Here is a 19,337-nt window from a genome sequence, read left to right as displayed (position 1 = left end):
CATCAGCGCCTCTCGAAGGCTGCCACTCTCAGTCGCGGGCGGCGAGGACAGCGAGCGTGGTGTTGGCCGAGGAGATGAGCACCGTGGTCACGGCAGCCCGACGCGGCAGGTCTCCCCGAATGCCCGACACGAGGGCGGACACGGTGTCCGACGCATGGATGAGGATCGCCAGGCGGGTCAGCCTGCGTCGCGAGGCGTCGTCCGCCGTGAGCAGCTCGATGCCCAGAAGGATCGTCCTGATGCCGAACATGCGGAACGGGTACATCCCCGCTCGGGCCGCTTGCTCGTCCGTGGACAGCCGCCGCAGGAGCACCTGGGGAGCCAGGAGGCCGAGCGTGCCGTTGACGATGCGGACGACGGCCAAGATCTGACCCGAACGGCGTGCCACGGTCGATGTCGCCATTGCGTCTCCCCTGATCGAGTCCCGAGCCACGTTGGCACCGGTGCTGGTCGCTGTCAACGCCCGATCGCGCCCGTCCGGTATCGCCCGGTTCACACCTTTACAAGCCTGGGCGGCGGGGCCAGTCTGGAAGGCGATCAGGCCGAGCTCGATCCACCGGCCTGCGGGCAGGGGGGAGGCCTGACCATGTGGGGCAGGACTGCGACACGTGAGCGGACGACCACCGAAGCCACCCTCATGCGGCTCGGCAACCTGCTCCTCGACGAGCTGTTCCGCGCAAGCCCTCCGGGCCCGATCCCCAAGGGAAAGCTGCGGGGGACCGTTCTCGCCTTCCCCGGGACTCGAGTGGTGAAGCCCATCTCGAAGGTCGCTCGGCTGTTGTTCTGGCAGGGGAAGGTCGTCGACGCAGAGCAGGCCACCCTGAAGAACCTCGTGAGCCCGTTCCGCCTGCCGTTGATCAAGGCGACGTTGTCGACCGCGGACAGCTGGGTCGACCGCGACCCGATCGTCCTCATCGACTACTCGCGCACCTCGCTCGTCGCTCGGATGGTCCGCGACGAGATCCGTCTCGTCGGCCCGGGCCTCTACCTCGGTGTCGTCTTCCTGTGGCGGTGGCGCGTCGGCTGGTTCACGCTCCGGCAGCGGGGATCCAAGTAGCACTCCGAACTGGCTCGCGAGGTCGCAGAGGGGGTTGCATGCCGGCACAGGTAGCGGTGTGCGTCCAGGCCGAGCTCGTCGCCGACCGCGAGCAGGCCGCCCGGGACTTCCTGGAGCAGATCCGGGGCGAGGACTTCGACGCGAACGGCACCGTTCACTTCGCCCGCATGTTCGTCCTCGAGCGGGTGGTCGACACCGGGGGACGTCCGATCCCGTCGTCGGTCGTCTACATGGCCGACGTCGATGGCTCGGCCGACAGGCACTTCCGGACGCTGCCGCCCGACGTCCACACGATGTTCGAGCACTGCGTCGGCTACCCGAGCGAGCCGGCCACCGGGGCGCGGCTCGTGTGGCTGCACGAGCATTCCTTGCGGCCGGCCGCCTACTACCGCCACACCGCGGACCGGTCGGTGGAGCAGGTCAAGCGCGAGGCGTACCTGCGCGAGCAGGTCGAGGTCGTGCTGGATGAGCTGTCGAATGCACAGCGGTCCTCGGTCCACGAGGTCGAGGACACGGTGTACCGGGCAGTGAAGCGGCGCCCCGACCTGTCGTGGGCGCTCCGTCGGCCCTCGACCCCGGGGCGCGTCTATGGAGTTCTCCGGATCGCGACACTCGTCGCCATCGTCGTCGGCCTGCTCTTCGCGCTCCCGGTCGTCGGGCCGTTCCTGGTCGCGTGGGTCCTCGTCGTGCGGTTCCTGGAGCTGCACGACAGGCAGGAGCGCGGAGCGGTCGACGTCGGGCACGTCGACGCGGTTCGGCGCTACGAGGACCACGGGGTCCAGAACCCGTTCACCGGCGTGGGGTTCGTCAAGCCCGGAGTCGTGCGACGCCTCACCATGCGCGGCGCGCTGCTCGGGCTCGATCTGGCGTTCCGCCTCGTGATGTACCGCGACAACCTGTCCGGGGTGCGGACCATCCACTTCGCCCGGTGGCAACCGGTCGACGGCGGCCGCCGGTTCATCTTCGCCAGCGCCTACGACGGCAACCTCGAGAGCTACATGGACGACTTCATCTCCCGGCTGGCGTGGGGCATCAACCTCGTCTTCAGCAACGGCGTCGGCTTCCCGCGGACGCGCTGGTTGTTCTTCGGTGGCGCCAAGGACGAGATCGCGTACAAGCACTACCTGCGTCGGCACCTGGTGCCGACCGTGCTGTTCTACTCGGCGTACCCGACGCTCGCCGCGATTCACATCGACCGGAATGCCGACGTCCGTCGGGCGCTCCGTGCCCAGGACCCGCGATGGCTCGAGGCGATGTGAGCCCCGTGACGAGCGAGCTGCTCGACCTGCCGGACGTCCAGGGTCTCGTGGTGCGGGGCTACGGGAAGCTCCCGTGCGCGGCGTACGTCCTGCTGCACGCGCCGACGCCTGACGGTCTCCGTCGGCTGGTCCGGTGGGCCGCGCCGCGCGTCACGACCGGAGCCGAGAGTCCGACGGACCGGGCGATGAATCTCGCCCTGACGCACGACGGGGTCCGCACCCTGACCGAGTGGGACGACCTTCCCGACGGGTTCTCCGAGCCGTTCCGCACGGGCATGGACACCGAGTACCGGAACCGGATCCTCGGCGACACGGGGACGAACGACCCCAGCGGGTGGTGGTGGGGGCGCTCGGGCGCTGAGCCCATCCACCTCCTCCTGCTCCTCTACGCCCAGGACGCGCCGACCCGTGACGCGCTCGTCGCCGAGGTGCGCGGCCAGGCCGAGCAGGACGGTGTCCGCGTGCAGAGGGTCCTGGGGGCCGACGACCTGAGCGACCGGGAGCCGTTCGGGTTCCGGGACGGGGTCTCGCAGCCCACCATCGCCTCGGTGACGGGAGGGCACAACCCGCCGGAAGCACTCGCGCCCGGCGAGTTCGTGCTCGGGTACCGCAACGAGTACGGCCAACGGTCCGAGCGGCCGTCGCTCCCGTCGTCCGCCGACCCCGAGCGGATGCTGAGCCGCTCCCGCTCCGGAGCGTCGGACCTCGGGCGCAACGGCACCTACCTCGTGTTCCGCCAGCTCCGGCAGGACGTCGAGGGTTTCTGGAGCTACGTGAGCACGGCTGCCGACGGGGATGCAGCCCGGGCCGAGCACCTCGCGGCACGCATCGTCGGCAGGTGGCCCAGCGGTGCGCCTGTCGTCCTGGCCCCCACGGCCGACGACCCCGACCTCGCGGACGCCAACGACTTCGGCTACCACCACGCCGACCCGGACGGGCTGAGCTGCCCGGTGGGTGCCCACGTCCGGCGCGCGAACCCGCGCGACTCCCTGCCGCCGAGCCCCGGGACGGACTCCTCACTGCGCGGTGTCAGGACGCACCGACTGGTCCGGCGAGGCCGGACCTACTCCGACGGGGAGGAGCGCGGACTCTACTTCGTGTGCCTCAACGCCAACCTGGCCCGCCAGTTCGAGTTCGTGCAGCACGGCTGGTTGAACGGCAACGCGTTCGTGACGCTGGACGACGCGGACGATCCGCTGGTCGGCCCCAGGGTGAACGGGCCGTCGTCGTTCACGGTCCCAGGGCGGCCGGTCAGGCACCGGTACCGGGACCTTCCGCAGTTCGTCCAGGTGCGTGGCGGGGCGTACTTCTTCCTGCCTGGCCTCAAGGCACTCCTGTACCTCGCAGCTCGGCCGCGTCGCGGCCCGGTTGCGTAGCACGCACGTCATCGACACGGACTTCGGGGGAACGATGCGGAAGCAGTCAGTGTTCGGCAAGGTCGTCGAGTGGCTCGACAAGCGCCACAAGTGGCACAGGTTCCCGACTCTGCTGGGCGTTCTCGCGCTCATCGGCATCCGGAACACGCTGCGTGCCCGCAACCTGTTCAGCACCACGAAGGGGTCGGGCGTGACGGCACCGGTCCCCGCACCGCCGCGGCACCTGGTCGCCCGGACGACGGACGGGTCCTACAACGACCTGGCGCACCCGGCGATGGGGATGGCGAAGACGCGGTTCGGTCGCAACGTCCCGTTGGAGCTCACCAAGCCCGAGGTGGCGCCGCGGCTGTTCACCCCCAACCCCCGGACCATCAGCACGGTCCTGCTCCAGCGCGACGAGTTCAAGCCCGCGACGACGCTGAACGTCCTCGCGGCCGCGTGGCTCCAGTTCGAGACGCGCGACTGGTTCAGCCACGGCACCGACATGGAGCACCCGATCCGGGTGCCGCGTCCGGCGGGCGACGACTGGCCGGACGACCCGATGGAGTGGCCGAGCACGCCCAAGGACCCCACCAACCACGCGACCGACGGGTCGGCGACGTTCGTCAACACCGAGACGCACTGGTGGGACGCCTCCCAGATCTACGGCAGCGTGCCGGAGTTCGAGCAGGCCATCCGGACCGGCACGGGCGGTCGCGTGCGGATCGGGGCCGACGGCCTGATCGACGTCGACCCGGCCCTGCTGGGCACGTCCGGAGGTCGTGACGGGTGGTGGGTGGGCCTGGAGCTCATGCACACGCTGTTCATGCGCGAGCACAACGCGATCTGCGACCGGCTCGTGGCGTCGTACCCCTCGTGGAACGACGACCAGCTGTTCGAGAAGGCGCGGCTGGTCAACGCGGCCCTGATCGCCAAGATCCACACGGTCGAGTGGACGCCCGCCATCCTCGGCCACCCCGCGCTGCACATCGCGATGCGCGCCAACTGGTGGGGGCTGGCCGAGGAGCGGGTGCACAACCTGATCGGTCGGCTCAGCTCGAGCGACCTCGTCAGTGGCATCCCGGGGTCACCGACGGACCACCACGGCGTCGCGTATGCGATGACCGAGGAGTTCGTCGCGGTGTACCGGATGCACCCCCTGATCCCCGACGACTACGAGATCCGCGACGCCGTCACGGGCGCCGTGAGAGAGAACCTGCAGTTCACGGACCTGCACGGGTTGAGCTCCCGGCCGGTCCTGGAGCGGGCCTCCGCGTCCGACGTGTTCTTCTCGCTCGGGGTGGCCCATCCCGGTGCCCTGCGCCTCCACAACAACCCTCGGTTCATGCGCCGGCTCGAGCGCGCCGACGGCAAGCACATCGACCTGGCCGCGATCGACGTCCTGCGCTCCAGGGAACGCGGCGTTCCTCGGTACAACGACTTCCGGCGCCTGATGCACATGGCACCCGTGCGCCGCTTCGAGGAGCTCGGCGACGACCCCGAGACCGTCGCGCAGCTGCGGGAGATCTACGACGACAACCTGGAGGACGTCGACCTCGCTGTCGGAATGCTCGGCGAGCAGCTCCCGCGTGGCTTCGGATTCAGCGACACCGCGTTCCGCATCTTCGTCCTCATGGCGTCCCGGCGCCTCAAGAGCGACCGGTTCTTCGGCGTCGACTTCAACGCGAAGGTCTACACGCCGGAGGGGATGGCGTGGATCGACGGCAACGACATGTCGTCCGTCATCGTGCGGCACTACCCGGAGCTGGCGCCGGCCGTGCACGGGGTGCGCAACGCGTTCGCCCCGTGGCCGCTCCCGACGAGCTAGGCGCCCCACACCGGGCGGCTCGGATGAGAGATCCGAGCCGCCGACTGTGCTTCGCAGGAGGGACGAGCTGACTAGCAGAACGTCTTGGCGGTGGCGTTCTTCATGGTGCCGCCACCGACGGCCTTGACGAGCTCCCCGACGTTGGTGAACCCGGCCACGCCGCCGGCGTTGACGGTCTTGTGCACCTGGCCGAAGCAGGCGGCCTCGGCGGGCGCGGCGGAGGCGCCGGCTGCGGAGCCGAGCAGGGCGAGAGCTGCGATGGCCCCCGCGGCAAGAATGCGCTTCATCGGACATCCCTTCTGTTGGTGGGTGCTTGATCACCCGTCCACAGTTCTTCCGCACAGGGAGCCGTTTGGATGCAGCCCAGCCAGGTCTCTTGGCCAGGCACATGTACTGCGCGAAGTCCGCGCGGCGGACGGCACGGGGGAGCGGTGACAGACAGGTGCGCGCACGACCGCACTGTGCCTGCGACAGAACAGCCCCGGAGCCGAGTGGCTTCCGGGGCTGTGACCTGCGGTGATGTTGTGGGCGATACTGGGATCGAACCAGTGACCTCTTCCGTGTCAGGGAAGCGCGCTACCGCTGCGCCAATCGCCCGGGGTAAGTCCGGGGCACAACAAACTGCACTTGTCCTACGAGGTGGAGATGGGATTCGAACCCACGTATACGGCTTTGCAGGCCGCTGCCTCGCCTCTCGGCCACTCCACCCTGAGACCGCAGTCCAGAGCGGCTTTGGGGCCGATCAGGATGTCTGCCTCCGAGCGGACGACGGGATTCGAACCCGCGACCCTCACCTTGGCAAGGTGATGCTCTACCACTGAGCCACGTCCGCACAGCACGTCCGCCGATTTTCACCGGTGCTCCGTGTGCGTCCCGAACTCTAACCGACGACATCGGCGAGAGTCCAACTGGCTCGTCGCAGGCGCGTGTCCGTGCGGATCTGTGGGTGTCGGTAGCGTGTGCGGGTGCCCGAGAGATCCGTCCGAGCGCCCGGGATCGCTTGGTTCGCGGGTGTCGAGGCGACCGATCTGGTCGAGGTCGTGGACGTGCGGGCCGAGCCCGAGCGGTTGGCGGAGCCGGGCTGGTGGGCGGTCGTCGGTGACTTCGAAGGTCGGGTGCGGGCGTGGCGGTTCGCGACGGTCCGCCCGGCACGGCGACGGGCGGAGCCCGGGGGAGCGGCAGCGCCGTGGCACGGTCCGCACGCCGGTGCGTGGACCTCGTCCCTGGACCGAGACGCCTACACGCAAGCGGTCGGCACGGTGCGCGACCACATCCGAGATGGTGATGTTTACCAGGCAAACCTCTGCCGGGTGCTGTCGGCCGCGGTCCCGGACGAGCCCGACGCGCGTGCACTGGCAGCGGTCCTCGACGCCGGCAACCCCGCGCCGTACGCGGGCGGCGTGCACGTCCCGACCGGCTCCGACGCCGAGCCCGTCTGGGTGGTGACGGCGTCGCCCGAGCTGTTCCTCAGGGTGGCGGACGGCGTGGTGACGTCGGGTCCGATCAAGGGCACGGCGGCGACATCGGACGGCCTGACGGCCAAGGACCGCGCCGAGAACGTCATGATCACCGACCTGGTCCGCAACGACCTCCAGCGCGTGTGCGCCCCCGGCACTGTCGAGGTCACGAGCCTGCTGGGTGAGGAACGTCACCCCGGCCTGGTCCACCTCGTCTCGACAGTCCAGGGCGTCCTGGACCCCGTGGTCGCGACCGCACCGGACCTCTGGGCGCGCCTGCTGGACGCGACCTATCCGCCGGGCTCCGTCTCGGGTGCACCGAAGGCTTCGGCGCTCGACATCATCGACTCCCTCGAGACCAGTGAACGCGGACCGTACTGCGGCGCCGTGGGATGGGTCGAGGTCGGCCACGACGGCGCCGTGCGGGCCGAGCTGGCCGTCGGGATCCGGACCTTCTGGTGGTCCGACGGCGTCCTGAGGTTCGGCACGGGCGCCGGGATCACGTGGGGGAGCGACCCGGACGCCGAGTGGGCCGAGACGGAGCTGAAGGCGGCCCGGCTCGTCGGGCTCGCCTCCAACGTCGACGTCGGGCCGATCGCACGCTGATCCGACAGCCCGACCTTCGTGCGGCCGGCGACGGTGTCGCGACGCAGCCGCACGACGCCCCACCCGAGCGTCGGGGACATGGAAACGACCGGCCCCGCGTCAGCGGAACCGGTCGTCGGAGAACTTGCCGTCAGGCGGTGAGGAGCGCGGCGATGAGCGCCGTGATCTCGCCTTCCATGCGGTCACTCTCAGTACCCAGAGGCACCAATGCCTCAGTACCGCCGAGGAACCGTTCGATCGGCTCGGTGGGCGCGGCGAGCAGTGCGCTGCCCTCGACCCCACTGAGCGAAACGAGCGTGTAGTCGGGGTCTTCGTCTCGCCACACCTGGACGTCACCCGTTCCCGCAGGGGAATCCGCGGTGGCGTGCATCCCCAGGGCAAGCAGCTCCCGTCCGACGAGCCACGTCGACATGGTGTGCGGGCCGGTGAAGACCGCGCGGACCGTGTACGGATCGGTGGTCCGGAACGAGAACTCAGCACTCACCGGGATGACGCTCGCGTCGGACCCGATCAGCTGCATGGCGACGACCTCGACGACGTCGTATGCCGAGCTCGTCATCGGGTCCTCCTGTTCGCAAGGGCTGGAGGGACCATCATGGCAGGACGAATGCCGGATTGGACCGGTACGGGGCCCTAGTTCACCCGGAGGGACCTGGTGACGAACGGGGGTTGGGTCACAGCACCCAACTTTTGGATGACAGATTCGTGCCCGACTTGCCACATGGTCGCACGTATGTCGCGAATGTCCCCGTGGCCAGGGCGTTCGAGCTCTCGGTTTCGGAATCTCGTCGCTCCCCGGGTAACATCTCTTCGACATCACCCGCTGGTGTCGTGGTTCACGACAGTGTCAGCGGGCGACGGGCGATTGGCTCAGTTGGTAGAGCGCCTCGTTCACACCGAGGAGGTCATCGGTTCGAGTCCGGTATCGCCCACGTTCATCAGGAGGGGTCGGCCCACGGGCCGGCCCCTCCTGGCGTCTCCGGTCCGTCGGGTAAGCCGTCGGGCGGGCGCCGTCCCCGCCGGTAGCATCGAGTGGCCCGCCGCCCGGGCGGGCCGCCACGAAGGAGGCAGTACCGGTGCCCGAGCTCATCACCCTCACCGTCGACGGGATCGCGACCACGGTGGAGCCGGGGACGACGGGTACCGACCTGTACTCCGCCCGGCGCGACGTGGTCGTCGTCCGCGTGGACGGCGAGCTGCGCGACCTGCACCTGCCTCTCGAGCCGGGAAGCGTCGTGGAGGCCGTGACCATCGAGGAGCCCGACGGCCTTGCCGTCCTGCGGCACTCGGCAGCGCACGTGCTGGCGCAGGCCGTCCAGGAGATCGTCCCGACCGCGAAGCTGGGCATCGGCCCGCCGATCACCGACGGCTTCTACTACGACTTCGACGTGGACACCCCGTTCACCCCGGAGGACCTCAAGGCGATCGAGAAGGTCATGGGCCGGATCGCCAAGGAGGGCCAGACCTTCCGGCGCTGGGACGTCACCGAGGAGCAGGCGCGCCACGAGCTGCGCGACGAACCGTACAAGCTCGAGCTGATCGGCCTGAAGGGTGATCCTGCCGCGGCCGAGGGTGCGTCTGTCGAGGTGGGTCTGGGCGGCCTGAGCATCTACCAGAACGTCCGTGGCGCCGGCCGCGAGACCGAGCAGGTCGTGTGGCAGGACCTCTGCCGCGGGCCGCACATCCCGAGCACCCGGCTGCTGGGCAACGGCTTCCAGCTGACGAGGTCCGCCGCCGCGTACTGGCGTGGCAGCGAGAAGAACCCCCAGCTGCAGCGTGTCTACGGCACCGCGTGGCCGACCAAGGACGAGCTGCGCGCGTACCTCGAGCGGATCGCCGAGGCGGAGCGTCGCGACCACCGGCGGCTCGGCACCGAGCTCGACCTGTTCTCCTTCCCGGAGGAGATCGGTTCCGGCCTCGCCGTGTTCCACCCCAAGGGCGGCGTGATCCGCATGGAGATGGAGCACTACAGCCGGCTGCGGCACGTGCAGGGTGGGTACGAGTTCGTCAACACCCCACACATCACCAAGGGCAAGCTGTACGAGATCTCGGGACACCTCGACTGGTACTCGGAGGGCATGTACCCCCCGATGACCCTCGACGAGGAGCGCGACGCGGAAGGGCACGTCCGCAAGGCCGGCCAGCAGTACTACCTCAAGCCGATGAACTGCCCGATGCACAACCTGATCTTCGCGGCGCGCGGGCGCTCCTACCGTGAGCTGCCGCTGCGGCTGTTCGAGTTCGGCACGGTCTACCGGTACGAGAAGTCCGGTGTCGTGCACGGCATGACCCGCGCCCGTGGCTTCACGCAGGACGACGCGCACATCTACTGCACCCGCGAGCAGATGGCCGACGAGCTCACCACGACGCTGACGTTCGTCCTCGACCTGCTCAAGGACTACGGGCTCGACGACTACTACCTGGAGCTCTCGACCAAGAACCCGGAGAAGTTCGTGGGTTCCGACGAGGCCTGGGACGAGGCCACGGAGACTCTGCGCGCCGTCGCCGAGGCGTCCGGGCTCGACCTCGTGCCCGACCCGGGTGGCGCCGCGTTCTACGGCCCGAAGATCTCGGTGCAGGTCAAGGACGCGCTCGGCCGCACCTGGCAGATGTCGACCATCCAGCTCGACTTCAACCTGCCCGAGCGGTTCGAGCTCGAGTACACCGCGTCGGACGGCAGCCGTCAGCGGCCCGTCATGATCCACCGCGCGCTGTTCGGCTCGGTCGAGCGGTTCTTCGCGGTCCTCACCGAGCACTACGGCGGCGCGTTCCCGGCCTGGCTCGCGCCCGTCCAGGTGCTCGCGGTGCCGGTCGCCGAGCCGTTCGAGCCGTACCTCGACGACGTGGTGGCGCAGCTGCGTGCGCAAGGGATCCGTGCCGAGGTGGACCGGTCCGACGACCGGTTCGGCAAGAAGATCCGCAACGCGAGCACGCAGAAGATCCCGTTCGTGCTGATCGCGGGCGGCGAGGACTCTGAGGCCGGCGCCGTGTCGTTCCGGTACCGCGACGGGCACCAGGACAACGGCGTACCCGTGGCGGAGGCGATCGAGCGGATCGTCGCAGCGGTGCGCGACCGGGTGCAGGTCTGACGCGTGCGGGACCCTGAGTCGGAGCCCACCATCGAGCCTGCCGACGCGTTCGCCGGCGTGCCCGACGGCTTCGAGCGCCTCTGGACACCCCATCGGATGGCCTACATCGGGGGACAGGACAAGCCGACCGACCGAGAGGCCGGTCCCGGCTGCCCCTTCTGCCGGATCCCGACGCTCAGCGACGAGGACGGTCTGATCGTCGCGCGCGGCGAGGTCGCGTTCGTCGTGCTCAACCTCTACCCGTACAACTCGGGGCACCTCATGGTGTGCCCGTACCGGCACGTGGCGGATTACACGGAGCTCACGCAGGACGAGGTGGACGAGGTCGCCGCGCTGACCCGGACGGCCATGACGACCCTGCGTGCCGTCTCGAACCCGCAGGGCTTCAACCTGGGGATGAACCAGGGCGACGTCGCGGGGGCGGGGATCGCGGCGCACCTGCACCAGCACGTGGTGCCGCGATGGGGAGGCGACTCCAACTTCCTGCCGATCGTGGCGCGCAGCCGCGCTCTGCCCGAGCTGCTCGGCGACACGCGGGCGAGGCTCGCTGCGGCGTGGCCGAGCTCGATCGACGGGATGACTGAGGAATGATCTTGACGTGCTGAACGGACTGCGAGGCGCCATGACGCGCCTCTTCACGCCCCTGGCCAGGCTGTTGCTGCGGATGGGGGTGTCGCCGGACGCGGTGACGATCGGGGGGACGCTCGTCGTCGTCACGACCGCACTGTGGGCGTTCCCGACCGGCCACCTGCTGCTGGGCACCCTCATCATCACGGTCTTCGTGCTCACCGACTCGCTCGACGGCGTCATGGCGCGGCAGGCGGGCCGCTCCGGACCGTGGGGCGCCTTCCTCGACTCGACGATGGACCGGTTCGGGGACGGCGCGATCTTCGCCGGCCTCGTCCTGTGGTTCACCGCCGGTGGTGACGACCGGCTCACCGCGATCCTCGCGCTCGTGTGCCTGGTCCTCGGCTCGATCGTCCCGTACGCGCGGGCGAGGGCCGAGGGGCTCGGTATGACGGCCTCCGGCGGGATCGCCGAGCGTGCCGACCGGCTCGTGCTGGTCCTCGTCGCGACGGCCGTCGTCGGCATGGGCGCACCGACCGTGGTGCTCACGATCGTCCTGGCGCTGCTCGCCGTGGCATCGGCCATCACCGTCGTGCAGCGGATGAGCAAGGTGTACCGGCAGGCCACCGGAGTGACGCAGTGAAGGTGGACGTCGCTCGGCTCTACGCGCTCGGCTGGAAGGTCTCCGGCAAGGTCCCCGGCTCCCTGCTGCGCGGTGCCTTCAACGTGGTCGCCGACGTCACCTGGCTGCTGCGTACCGGCGGCGTCGTGCAGCTCGAGAAGAATCTCGCCCGCGCGCGTCCCGACCTGAGCGCCCGGTCGCTGCGGCGGCTCACGCGTGCCGGGATGCGCTCCTACATGAGGTACTTCGGTGAAGCGTTCGCGCTCACCACGATGAGCCGCGAGGTGGTCGACGCCCGGGTCCGCGCCGTGAACCTCCAGAACGTCGTCCCGCACGCGCAGTGCGGTCAGGCCGTGATCCTCGCGCTCGGACACGTGGGCAACTGGGATCTCGCAGGTGCGTGGGCGACCAGGGCGGTCGCGCCCGTGACCACGGTGGCCGAACGACTCGAGCCCCCGGAGCTGTTCGAGGAGTTCGTCGCGTTCCGCGAGAGTCATCGGGCTGACGATCTTCCCCCTGACCGGCTCGGGCGACGTGTTCCGCGGTCTGGTGCGCGCGTGCCGGAACGGACCCGGCCTGATCCCGCTCCTGGCCGACCGCGACCTGACCGCCACGGGCGTCGAGGCAGACCTGTTCGGGCTCCGAGCGCGGTTCGCCGCCGGACCTGCCGCACTGGCGGTCTCGACCGGCGCGCCACTGGTCACCACGATCGTCTACTACGAACGGCTGACCGGGGCCCGACGCAAGGCAGCGAAGTCGCCGTGGGGGACCGTCATCGACTTCATGAGCCCGATCGAGGTGCCGGACGGCATCCCGCGCGCCGACCAGGTCCGTGCCGTGACGCAGGCGTGGGTGGACCAGCTCGGCATCGGCATCCGTGCGCACCCGCAGGACTGGCACATGCTCCAGAAGGTGTTCGTCGAGGACCTCGACCCCGAGCGTTACGCGGCGACGCTCTCGAGCACGACATGAGCCTCGAGGTGGACCCGCGACAGTTGCGCGTGGGCATCGTCTGCCCCTACTCCTACGACGTGCCGGGCGGCGTCCAGTTCCACGTCCGTGACCTGGCCGAGGCGCTGATCGCCCGCGGGCACGACGTGTCCGTGCTGGTCCCGGCCGACGACGACACCGAGATCCCCGAGTACATGACGGCGGCGGGCCGTGCCATCCCGGTCCGGTACAACGGCGCGGTCGCCCGGATGACCTTCGGACCGGTCACCGCGGCACGCGTGCGCAAGTGGCTCACGGCGGGGGAGTTCGACGTGCTGCACCTGCACGAGCCAGTGACCCCGAGCCTCGGCATGCTCGCGCTGTGGATCGCCGACGGACCGATCGTCGCGACGTTCCACACCGCCCTCATCCGCTCGCGGCCGCTGCAGATGGCCTACCCGCTGGTCCGCCAGTCGCTCGAGAAGATCTCGGCGCGCATCGCCGTGTCCGAGGACGCACGCCGCACGCTCGTCGAGCACATGGGCGGCGACGCGGTCGTGATCCCGAACGGCGTCTACACGCAGGGTTTCATCGACGCCGAGCCGGACGCCCGGTGGACCGGCACGCGCGAGGCGCCCACGATCGCGTTCCTCGGGCGGCTCGACGAGGAGCGCAAGGGCCTGCCCGTCCTGCTGGACGCCGTGCCCCGCGTGCTCGCCGCCATCCCGGGGGCTCGGTTCCTCGTCGCGGGTCGCGGCGAGACGGGGCCCGACGAGGTGCGTGAGCTGCTCGGCGACAAGGCCGCGAGCGCCGTCGAGTTCCTGGGTGGGATCTCCGACGAGGACAAGGCCCGGCTGCTCTCGTCGGTCGACATCTACTGCGCCCCGCAGACCGGCGGCGAGAGCTTCGGCATCGTGCTCGTCGAGGCGATGAGTGCCGGCGCGGCAGTCGTCGCGAGCGACCTGGGTGCGTTCTCGCGGGTGCTCGACGACGGCGCGGCCGGCGTGCTGTTCGCCACGGGTGACAGCGCGGCGCTGGCTGCAACCCTGCTCCGCGTGCTGAACGATGCCGCCCTTCGCGCCGCGGTCACCGCGCGTGCTCAGGAGGTGGTCCCGCAGTACGACTGGGCGGTGGTGACCGACCAGGTCCTCACCGTGTACGAGATGGTCGTCGCCGACCGTCGGGCGCCGGTGCGCGAGGATCCCTCGTCGCAACGCGGTGCGCGCCTCTTCGGACGGAGTGAGGCCCGATGAGCTGGTCGGAGCTGTTCGTCTACATCACGATCGTCCTCGCGCTCGCCCTGTGGTGGGTGTGGGTCGCTGCTTCGCGCCTCGACAGGTTGCACCGCAAGGTCTCGTCCTCGAAGGCGGTCCTCGACGCCCAGCTCGTCCGACGGGCGACGGTCGCGGCCGAGCTGGCGACCTCGGGGCTGTTCGACCCGGTCAGCTCCGTGCTGGTCGGTGAGGCGGCATGGGCCGCACTGTCCGCGGGCGGGCCGGACGTCACGGAGGACGGCTCCCTGCCGGCCGACCTGCGCCGGCTGCTGGCGTCGGACCGTGGGGCGGTCCCGCTGATCGAGGACCGTCCCGCGCACGAGCGCCGCGTCCCCGTGGACCGCGGGCGGATCGAGAGCGAGCTGTCCGCGACGCTGCGCGAGGTGCTCGACGACCCGGACGAGGTCGCCGCCCTGCGCGCCGACCCCACGGGCAACGAGCTCGTCGAGGCGCTCGCCTCCGCCTGGTACCGGGTCCAGCTCGCCCGGCGGTTCCACAACGAGGCGGTCTCGCAGACGGCGCTCGCACGCAGCGGTCCGCTCGTCCGGCTCATGCGTCTGGCCGGCCACGCGCCCGCGCCGCACTCGCTCGAGCTCGACGACACGTGGCCGGAGAACCTGGGCCGGCCGGGCACCCGATCGGCAGCCGGTTCCGACGGCAGGGCGACCTGAGACGGTCCCCGATAGGTCCCGATGCACGGTCTACGATTGCTCCCTGCGGTCAGCACGGCCGCGATCCCGTCCAAGATCCACCCGCACACGATCTGTGAGGCTCGACGTGACCAGCGAGAACAGCCAGCCGACCACCGCGACGCACGCCGGCGTCATCGGCACCGCACGCGTGAAGCGCGGCATGGCCGAGATGCTCAAGGGCGGCGTCATCATGGACGTCGTCACCGCCGACCAGGCGAAGATCGCTGAGGACGCCGGCGCGGTCGCCGTCATGGCGCTCGAGCGCGTCCCGGCCGACATCCGCGCCCAGGGCGGCGTCGCCCGCATGAGCGACCCGGACCTCATCGACGGCATCATCGAGGCCGTCTCGATCCCCGTCATGGCGAAGGCCCGCATCGGTCACTTCGTCGAGGCGCAGGTGCTGCAGTCGCTCGGCGTCGACTACATCGACGAGTCCGAGGTCCTGACTCCCGCCGACTATGCCCACCACATCGACAAGTGGGGCTTCACCGTTCCCTTCGTCTGCGGCGCGACCAACCTGGGCGAGGCGCTGCGGCGCATCACCGAGGGTGCGGCGATGATCCGGTCCAAGGGCGAGGCGGGCACGGGCGACGTCTCCAACGCGACGACCCACATGCGCACGCTGCGCGACCAGATCCGCCGCCTCACCTCGCTGCCGGAGGACGAGCTGTTCGTCGCCGCCAAGGAGCTCCAGGCGCCGTACGACCTGGTCAAGGAAGTCGCCGAGCTCGGCAAGCTCCCCGTCGTTCTCTTCACCGCTGGCGGCATCGCGACCCCCGCCGACGCCGCGATGATGATGCAGCTCGGTGCCGAGGGTGTCTTCGTCGGCTCCGGCATCTTCAAGTCGGGCAACCCCGCCGAGCGCGCTGCGGCGATCGTCAAGGCGACCACCTTCTTCGACGACCCCGACGTGATCGCCAAGGTCTCGCGCGGTCTCGGTGAGGCCATGGTCGGCATCAACGTCGAGGACGTTCCCGAGCCGCACCGCCTGGCCGAGCGCGGCTGGTGACGAGCGACCCTCTGGTGGAGGCCGCGGACGATCCGTCCGCGGCCTCAGCCGTCTCTCCGAGGTCCGGTGCCGACGGTGGGGGACCCGTGCACGGTCTCGGGCCCGAGTGGCGGCGCGGCGACGACGGCCTGCTCTTCCGCGAGGCCGCTCGCGTGATCCTGCTCGACGAGGACGACCGCGTGCTGCTCATCCGCGGGCACGACGTCGACCAGCCCGATCGGAGCTGGTGGTTCACGGTCGGCGGAGGGATCGACGACGGCGAGGACGCGGCGGCGGCAGCGCTTCGCGAGGTGCGCGAGGAGACGGGCATCGTGCTGGGCCCCGACGACCTGGTCGGGCCGGTGTTCACGCGCTCCGCGATCTTCGACTTCTACGCCGAGCACTGCCGGCAGGACGAGGTCCTCTACCTGGCGCGGGTCCCCGCGGCTGCGTTCGGGGACGGGCACCGGGCGGGCTGGACCGACCTGGAGCTCGACGTCATCGACGAGCTGCGGTGGTGGTCGCTCGACGACCTCGAGCGGGTCGACATCGAGGTGTTCCCGGACAGCCTGGTCTCGCTCGTGCGCGGCCTGCTGCCCGCGTGGGACGGCGTCGCCAGGCACCTGGGGCTCGCGCGCGAGTGAGCGGTGCGCGAGCGGAGCGCGAGCCGTGGCCGACCCGGCTCAGGTCACCGCGTTGCGGGTCGCCCACGCCGGGTCGAGGTGCTCGTCGGCGAGGAGCACTGCCTGCAGGGCGCTCGCCGCGGTGACCATGTCGGCGTGCGTCAGGTAGGGCGCTGCGACGCCGAGGCGCACGATGTCGGGCGTCCGGAAGTCGCCGACGACGCCGCGGGCGGCGAGCGCCTGGACGATGCCGTAGGCGGCTGGATGACGGACCGCGACCTGTGATCCGCGGACCTCGTCGTCCTCGGGTGAGGCAAAGGCAGCGTCGGGCACCAAGGCCCTGATCGCCGTGCGGAGGAACCGGGTGAGCGAGAGCGACCGCGCTCGGACGGCCTCGATGTCGACGCCGTCGAGAGCCTGGAGCGCCGCCTCGAGCGCGAGCAGCGACAGCAGCGGGGGAGTTCCGATCCGCGCGCGGGCGATCCCCGGCGCTCCCCGGTACTCGTCGGCCATCTCGAACGGCTCGGCGTGACCGTGCCAGCCGGGTATCACGTTGACGAACGCACCCTGGTGGCGGGCCGCGACGTAGCCGAACGCCGGCGCCCCCGGACCACCGTTGAGGAACTTGTAGCCGCAGCCGACAGCCAGGTCCACTTCGTGCCGATCGAGATCGACGGGTACGGCGCCCGCCGAGTGGCACAGGTCCCACACAGCGAGCGCACCGACCGAGTGGGCCGCGGCCGTGAGGCCGGGGAGGTCCAGCAGCTCGCCGGTCCGGTAGTCGACGTGCGACAGGACCACCGCGGCGACCTGCTCGTCGAGCAGCGCCGGGATCTCGTGCGGCCGCGCGTGCACGACGCGCCACCCGATCTGCGCGGCGACGCCGTCGACCACGTAGCGGTCGGTGGGGAAGCCGTCCGGCTCGGTGAGGACGACCGTCCTTCCCGGACGCAGCGCGGCCGCCGCGTGCAGGCTCTGGTGCAACCGGACACTCGTCGAGTCCCCGACGACGACCTGTCCGGGCGCTGCGCCGACGATGCGGCCGATCGCGTCGCCGACCCGTCCAGGCGCGTCCCACCAACCATGGGTGTTCCACGAGGCGATCAGGTCTCGTCCCCACTGCTCCCGGAGGACCGCGGCGACGGCGTCGGGGACGCCGGCCGGGAGGGCGCCGAGCGAGTTGCCGTCGAGGTAGACGACCCCCTCAGGCAGCAGGAACCGGTGGCGCAGGTCGGTGGAGGCGTGCGCCGCGTCGAGCTCCGCGGCGCGCTGATCGAGGTCGGTCACAGCGGTCGAGCGTACGGCTGGCACCCTCGCCTATGCGTCGACCAGCCGGCCGTCGGCGAGCCGGACCACGCGGTCGGCGAGGGCCATCATCAGCGGGTCGTGCGTGGAGACGATGGCCGTCATGCCCTCCGCCTCGACGACAGCCCGCAGGAGCGCCATGACCGCCGTGCCGGTCTCGCTGTCCAGCTGGCCGGTCGGCTCGTCGGCGATCAGCAGCCGCGGTGAGGCGGCGAGCGCCCGCGCGATCGCGACACGCTGCTGCTGACCGCCCGACAGCTCCGCGGGCCGCTGCGCTGCGTGCCCGCCGAGACCGACCAGGTCCAGGAGCAGCTGCACGCGGGCCTCGCGCTCGACGGTCGGCACGCGGCGCAGGCGCAGGGGGACACCGACGTTCTCGGCTGCGGACAGCACGGGTACCAGACCGAAGGTCTGGAACACGAAGGAGACGACGTCCCGGCGCAGCTCGACCAGCCCTGCCTCGTCGAGCGACGACACCTCGCGTCCGTCGACGACCACACGCCCTTCGTCGGGCCGGTCGAGGCCGCCGACGCAGTTCAGGAGCGTCGTCTTGCCCGACCCCGACCTCCCGACGAGCGCGACGAGCTCCCCGGGTGCCACCGTGAACGAGACGTCGTGCACGGCGTGCACCGCCGCCGCGCCATGCCCGTAGGTGCGGCTGACGTGCTCGACGCTGACCGCGGGCGCCGCGGTCGTCGCCGTCGGACCGACGGGCACCGTCGTGGTCATCGCTGCTCCTCGTCGCTGCGCCTAGGGGTCTCGGGCCGGATGGAGACGTGAGACTCCTCCAGTGCCAGGCGCACGCGCCCGACGAGCTCGAGAGCCTCGCGGTACTCACGCGGGAGCTGTACGCGCCCGGCGCGGTCCAGGACGGCGAGCTCCTCGGCGATGACGTGCTCCGTCCCGTCGTCCTGGATGTGCGTCCGGCGGACGGTCTCGGACGACGTGCGGCCGTCGCGGATGGCCACGGTGCGCCGGACGTGCTCGGAGACGCCGGGGTCGTGCGTCACGATCACGACGGTCGTGCCCAGCTCACGGTTCACGGTTCGCAGGCTCTCGAGGACGTCGTGCGACGTCGCGGTGTCGAGCTCGCCCGTGGGCTCGTCGGCGAACAGCACGCGCGGCGCGTTCGCCAGGCCGACCGCGATCGCGACGCGCTGCTGCTCGCCGCCCGACATCTCGCCCGGACGCCGGTCCGAGCAGTATCCGACCCCGAGCACGTCCAGCAGCTCGTCCGTGCGCTGTGACCGCTCGCGCGCCGGAGCCCCGGCGAGCATCAGCGGGAACGCCACGTTCTCCGCGGCGGACAGGTAGGGCACGAGGTTGCGCGCCGTCTGCTGCCACACGAACCCGACCATCGAGCGCCGGTACTCCACCCGCTGCCGGGCCGTCATCGCCATGAGGTCCCACGTCCCTACGCGCACGCGGCCGGCCGTCGGTACGTCGAGGCCGGACAGGACGGAGAGGAGGGTCGACTTGCCCGAGCCTGACGCCCCGACGATCGCGACGAGCTCGCCGGCCTCGACGAGCAGGTCGAGGCCCTGCAGCGCCTGCACCTCGACGCCGTCGGACTGGTAGATGCGCACGAGCGAGTCGCACACGATGAGCGCGTGCTCGCCGAAGTCGTCCGTGCGTGCGCGGGCGCGTTCCTCCAGCGAGCCGAGTGTCGTCGTCATCGCGTGGTC

General features: G+C 70.7%; 19 protein-coding genes, 4 tRNA genes and 1 pseudogene. 15 read left to right on the top strand and 9 right to left on the bottom strand.

Annotated elements, in window-relative coordinates; genetic code table 11:
• Positions 1–28 precede the first annotated feature (28 nt).
• Positions 29–403: a hypothetical protein gene (locus AC1DPN_RS11160; protein WP_477084807.1), complete on the bottom strand. Its 375-nt coding sequence runs from the start codon at positions 401–403 to the stop codon at positions 29–31.
• Positions 404–586: 183 nt separating this feature from the next.
• Here AC1DPN_RS11160 and AC1DPN_RS11155 point away from each other — a divergent pair, with 183 nt between their 5' ends.
• From AC1DPN_RS11155 to AC1DPN_RS11140, 4 genes are read left to right on the top strand one after another with little or no spacing between them, the layout of a single operon-like run.
• On the top strand, positions 587–1,057 hold the full coding sequence (locus tag AC1DPN_RS11155) for a hypothetical protein (protein ID WP_477084806.1): 471 nt from the start codon (positions 587–589) through the stop codon (positions 1,055–1,057).
• Positions 1,058–1,095: 38 nt separating this feature from the next.
• On the top strand, positions 1,096–2,316 hold the full coding sequence (locus tag AC1DPN_RS11150; RefSeq protein WP_477084805.1) for a hypothetical protein: 1,221 nt from the start codon (positions 1,096–1,098) through the stop codon (positions 2,314–2,316).
• Positions 2,298–3,692 (top strand): Dyp-type peroxidase, encoded by a 1,395-nt coding sequence (locus tag AC1DPN_RS11145; protein WP_477084804.1) that lies wholly within the window; start codon positions 2,298–2,300, stop codon positions 3,690–3,692. Before AC1DPN_RS11150 ends, AC1DPN_RS11145 begins: the two co-directional genes overlap by 19 nt.
• A 34-nt stretch (positions 3,693–3,726) precedes the next feature.
• Complete coding sequence (locus AC1DPN_RS11140) at positions 3,727–5,499, top strand: peroxidase family protein (protein ID WP_477084803.1); 1,773 nt, start codon at positions 3,727–3,729, stop codon at positions 5,497–5,499.
• 71 nt (positions 5,500–5,570) lie between these two features.
• Here AC1DPN_RS11140 and AC1DPN_RS11135 read toward each other — a convergent pair whose 3' ends face one another.
• The 4 genes from AC1DPN_RS11135 to AC1DPN_RS11120 all read right to left on the bottom strand — a co-directional run bounded on the left by AC1DPN_RS11135 (position 5,571) and on the right by AC1DPN_RS11120 (position 6,331).
• Complete coding sequence (locus AC1DPN_RS11135) at positions 5,571–5,786, bottom strand: hypothetical protein (protein WP_477084802.1); 216 nt, start codon at positions 5,784–5,786, stop codon at positions 5,571–5,573.
• Between the two features lie 238 nt (positions 5,787–6,024).
• Positions 6,025–6,096 (bottom strand) — tRNA-Val (locus AC1DPN_RS11130).
• A 40-nt stretch (positions 6,097–6,136) separates the two neighbouring features.
• A tRNA-Cys gene (locus AC1DPN_RS11125) sits at positions 6,137–6,207 on the bottom strand.
• Between the two features lie 52 nt (positions 6,208–6,259).
• Positions 6,260–6,331, bottom strand: a tRNA-Gly gene (locus tag AC1DPN_RS11120).
• A gap of 133 nt (positions 6,332–6,464) precedes the next feature.
• Between AC1DPN_RS11120 and AC1DPN_RS11115 the strand changes: the two genes are divergently transcribed.
• Positions 6,465–7,562 carry a chorismate-binding protein gene (locus AC1DPN_RS11115; protein WP_477084801.1) on the top strand — a complete coding sequence of 366 codons (1,098 nt, stop codon included), beginning with the start codon at positions 6,465–6,467 and terminating at the stop codon, positions 7,560–7,562.
• 130 nt (positions 7,563–7,692) lie between these two features.
• Here the strand turns inward: AC1DPN_RS11115 and AC1DPN_RS11110 are convergent, their stop codons facing one another.
• Positions 7,693–8,121, bottom strand: coding sequence for an SsgA family sporulation/cell division regulator (locus tag AC1DPN_RS11110; protein ID WP_477084800.1), 429 nt, complete (start codon positions 8,119–8,121; stop codon positions 7,693–7,695).
• A 300-nt stretch (positions 8,122–8,421) separates the two neighbouring features.
• Between AC1DPN_RS11110 and AC1DPN_RS11105 the strand changes: the two genes are divergently transcribed.
• From AC1DPN_RS11105 to AC1DPN_RS11060, 10 genes and pseudogenes are all read left to right on the top strand, one after another.
• Positions 8,422–8,494, top strand: a tRNA-Val gene (locus AC1DPN_RS11105).
• Positions 8,495–8,638: 144 nt separating this feature from the next.
• Positions 8,639–10,651 (top strand): threonine--tRNA ligase, encoded by a 2,013-nt coding sequence (thrS, locus tag AC1DPN_RS11100; RefSeq protein ID WP_477084799.1) that lies wholly within the window; start codon positions 8,639–8,641, stop codon positions 10,649–10,651.
• 3 nt (positions 10,652–10,654) lie between these two features.
• Positions 10,655–11,242, top strand: coding sequence for an HIT family protein (locus AC1DPN_RS11095; RefSeq protein ID WP_477084798.1), 588 nt, complete (start codon positions 10,655–10,657; stop codon positions 11,240–11,242).
• A gap of 7 nt (positions 11,243–11,249) precedes the next feature.
• Complete coding sequence (pgsA, locus tag AC1DPN_RS11090; RefSeq protein WP_477084797.1) at positions 11,250–11,861, top strand: phosphatidylinositol phosphate synthase; 612 nt, start codon at positions 11,250–11,252, stop codon at positions 11,859–11,861.
• A pseudogene (locus AC1DPN_RS11085) lies at positions 11,858–12,280 on the top strand (LpxL/LpxP family acyltransferase); the annotation flags it as partial. The gene pgsA and the pseudogene AC1DPN_RS11085, both read left to right, overlap by 4 nt.
• Before the next feature lie 94 nt (positions 12,281–12,374).
• Positions 12,375–12,812, top strand: a complete 438-nt coding sequence (locus AC1DPN_RS11080; protein ID WP_477085200.1) for an LpxL/LpxP family acyltransferase — start codon at positions 12,375–12,377, stop codon at positions 12,810–12,812.
• A complete protein-coding gene (locus AC1DPN_RS11075; protein WP_477085199.1) occupies positions 12,809–14,023 on the top strand; it encodes a glycosyltransferase family 4 protein in 1,215 nt (404 codons plus the stop codon). The genes AC1DPN_RS11080 and AC1DPN_RS11075 overlap by 4 nt, the downstream gene beginning before the upstream one ends.
• Complete coding sequence (locus AC1DPN_RS11070; protein ID WP_477084796.1) at positions 14,020–14,715, top strand: hypothetical protein; 696 nt, start codon at positions 14,020–14,022, stop codon at positions 14,713–14,715. Before AC1DPN_RS11075 ends, AC1DPN_RS11070 begins: the two co-directional genes overlap by 4 nt.
• A gap of 106 nt (positions 14,716–14,821) precedes the next feature.
• Positions 14,822–15,745: a pyridoxal 5'-phosphate synthase lyase subunit PdxS gene (pdxS, locus tag AC1DPN_RS11065; protein WP_477084795.1), complete on the top strand. Its 924-nt coding sequence runs from the start codon at positions 14,822–14,824 to the stop codon at positions 15,743–15,745.
• An 86-nt stretch (positions 15,746–15,831) separates the two neighbouring features.
• On the top strand, positions 15,832–16,368 hold the full coding sequence (locus AC1DPN_RS11060) for an NUDIX hydrolase (RefSeq protein ID WP_477084794.1): 537 nt from the start codon (positions 15,832–15,834) through the stop codon (positions 16,366–16,368).
• Between the two features lie 39 nt (positions 16,369–16,407).
• On the opposite strand, the gene AC1DPN_RS11055 is transcribed toward AC1DPN_RS11060, so the two are convergent.
• From AC1DPN_RS11055 to AC1DPN_RS11045, 3 genes are read right to left on the bottom strand one after another with little or no spacing between them, the layout of a single operon-like run.
• A complete protein-coding gene (locus AC1DPN_RS11055; protein ID WP_477084793.1) occupies positions 16,408–17,634 on the bottom strand; it encodes a kynureninase in 1,227 nt (408 codons plus the stop codon).
• Between the two features lie 30 nt (positions 17,635–17,664).
• Positions 17,665–18,381 (bottom strand): ABC transporter ATP-binding protein, encoded by a 717-nt coding sequence (locus AC1DPN_RS11050; protein WP_477084792.1) that lies wholly within the window; start codon positions 18,379–18,381, stop codon positions 17,665–17,667.
• Positions 18,378–19,328 (bottom strand): ABC transporter ATP-binding protein, encoded by a 951-nt coding sequence (locus AC1DPN_RS11045; protein ID WP_477084791.1) that lies wholly within the window; start codon positions 19,326–19,328, stop codon positions 18,378–18,380. The genes AC1DPN_RS11050 and AC1DPN_RS11045 overlap by 4 nt, the downstream gene beginning before the upstream one ends.
• Between the last annotated feature and the right edge of the window lie 9 nt (positions 19,329–19,337).

This window comes from Cellulomonas sp. P4_H4 (assembly GCF_056400865.1).
The sequence above is the reverse complement of the archived record's forward strand: the minus strand, read 5'-3'. Positions and strand labels throughout refer to the sequence as shown.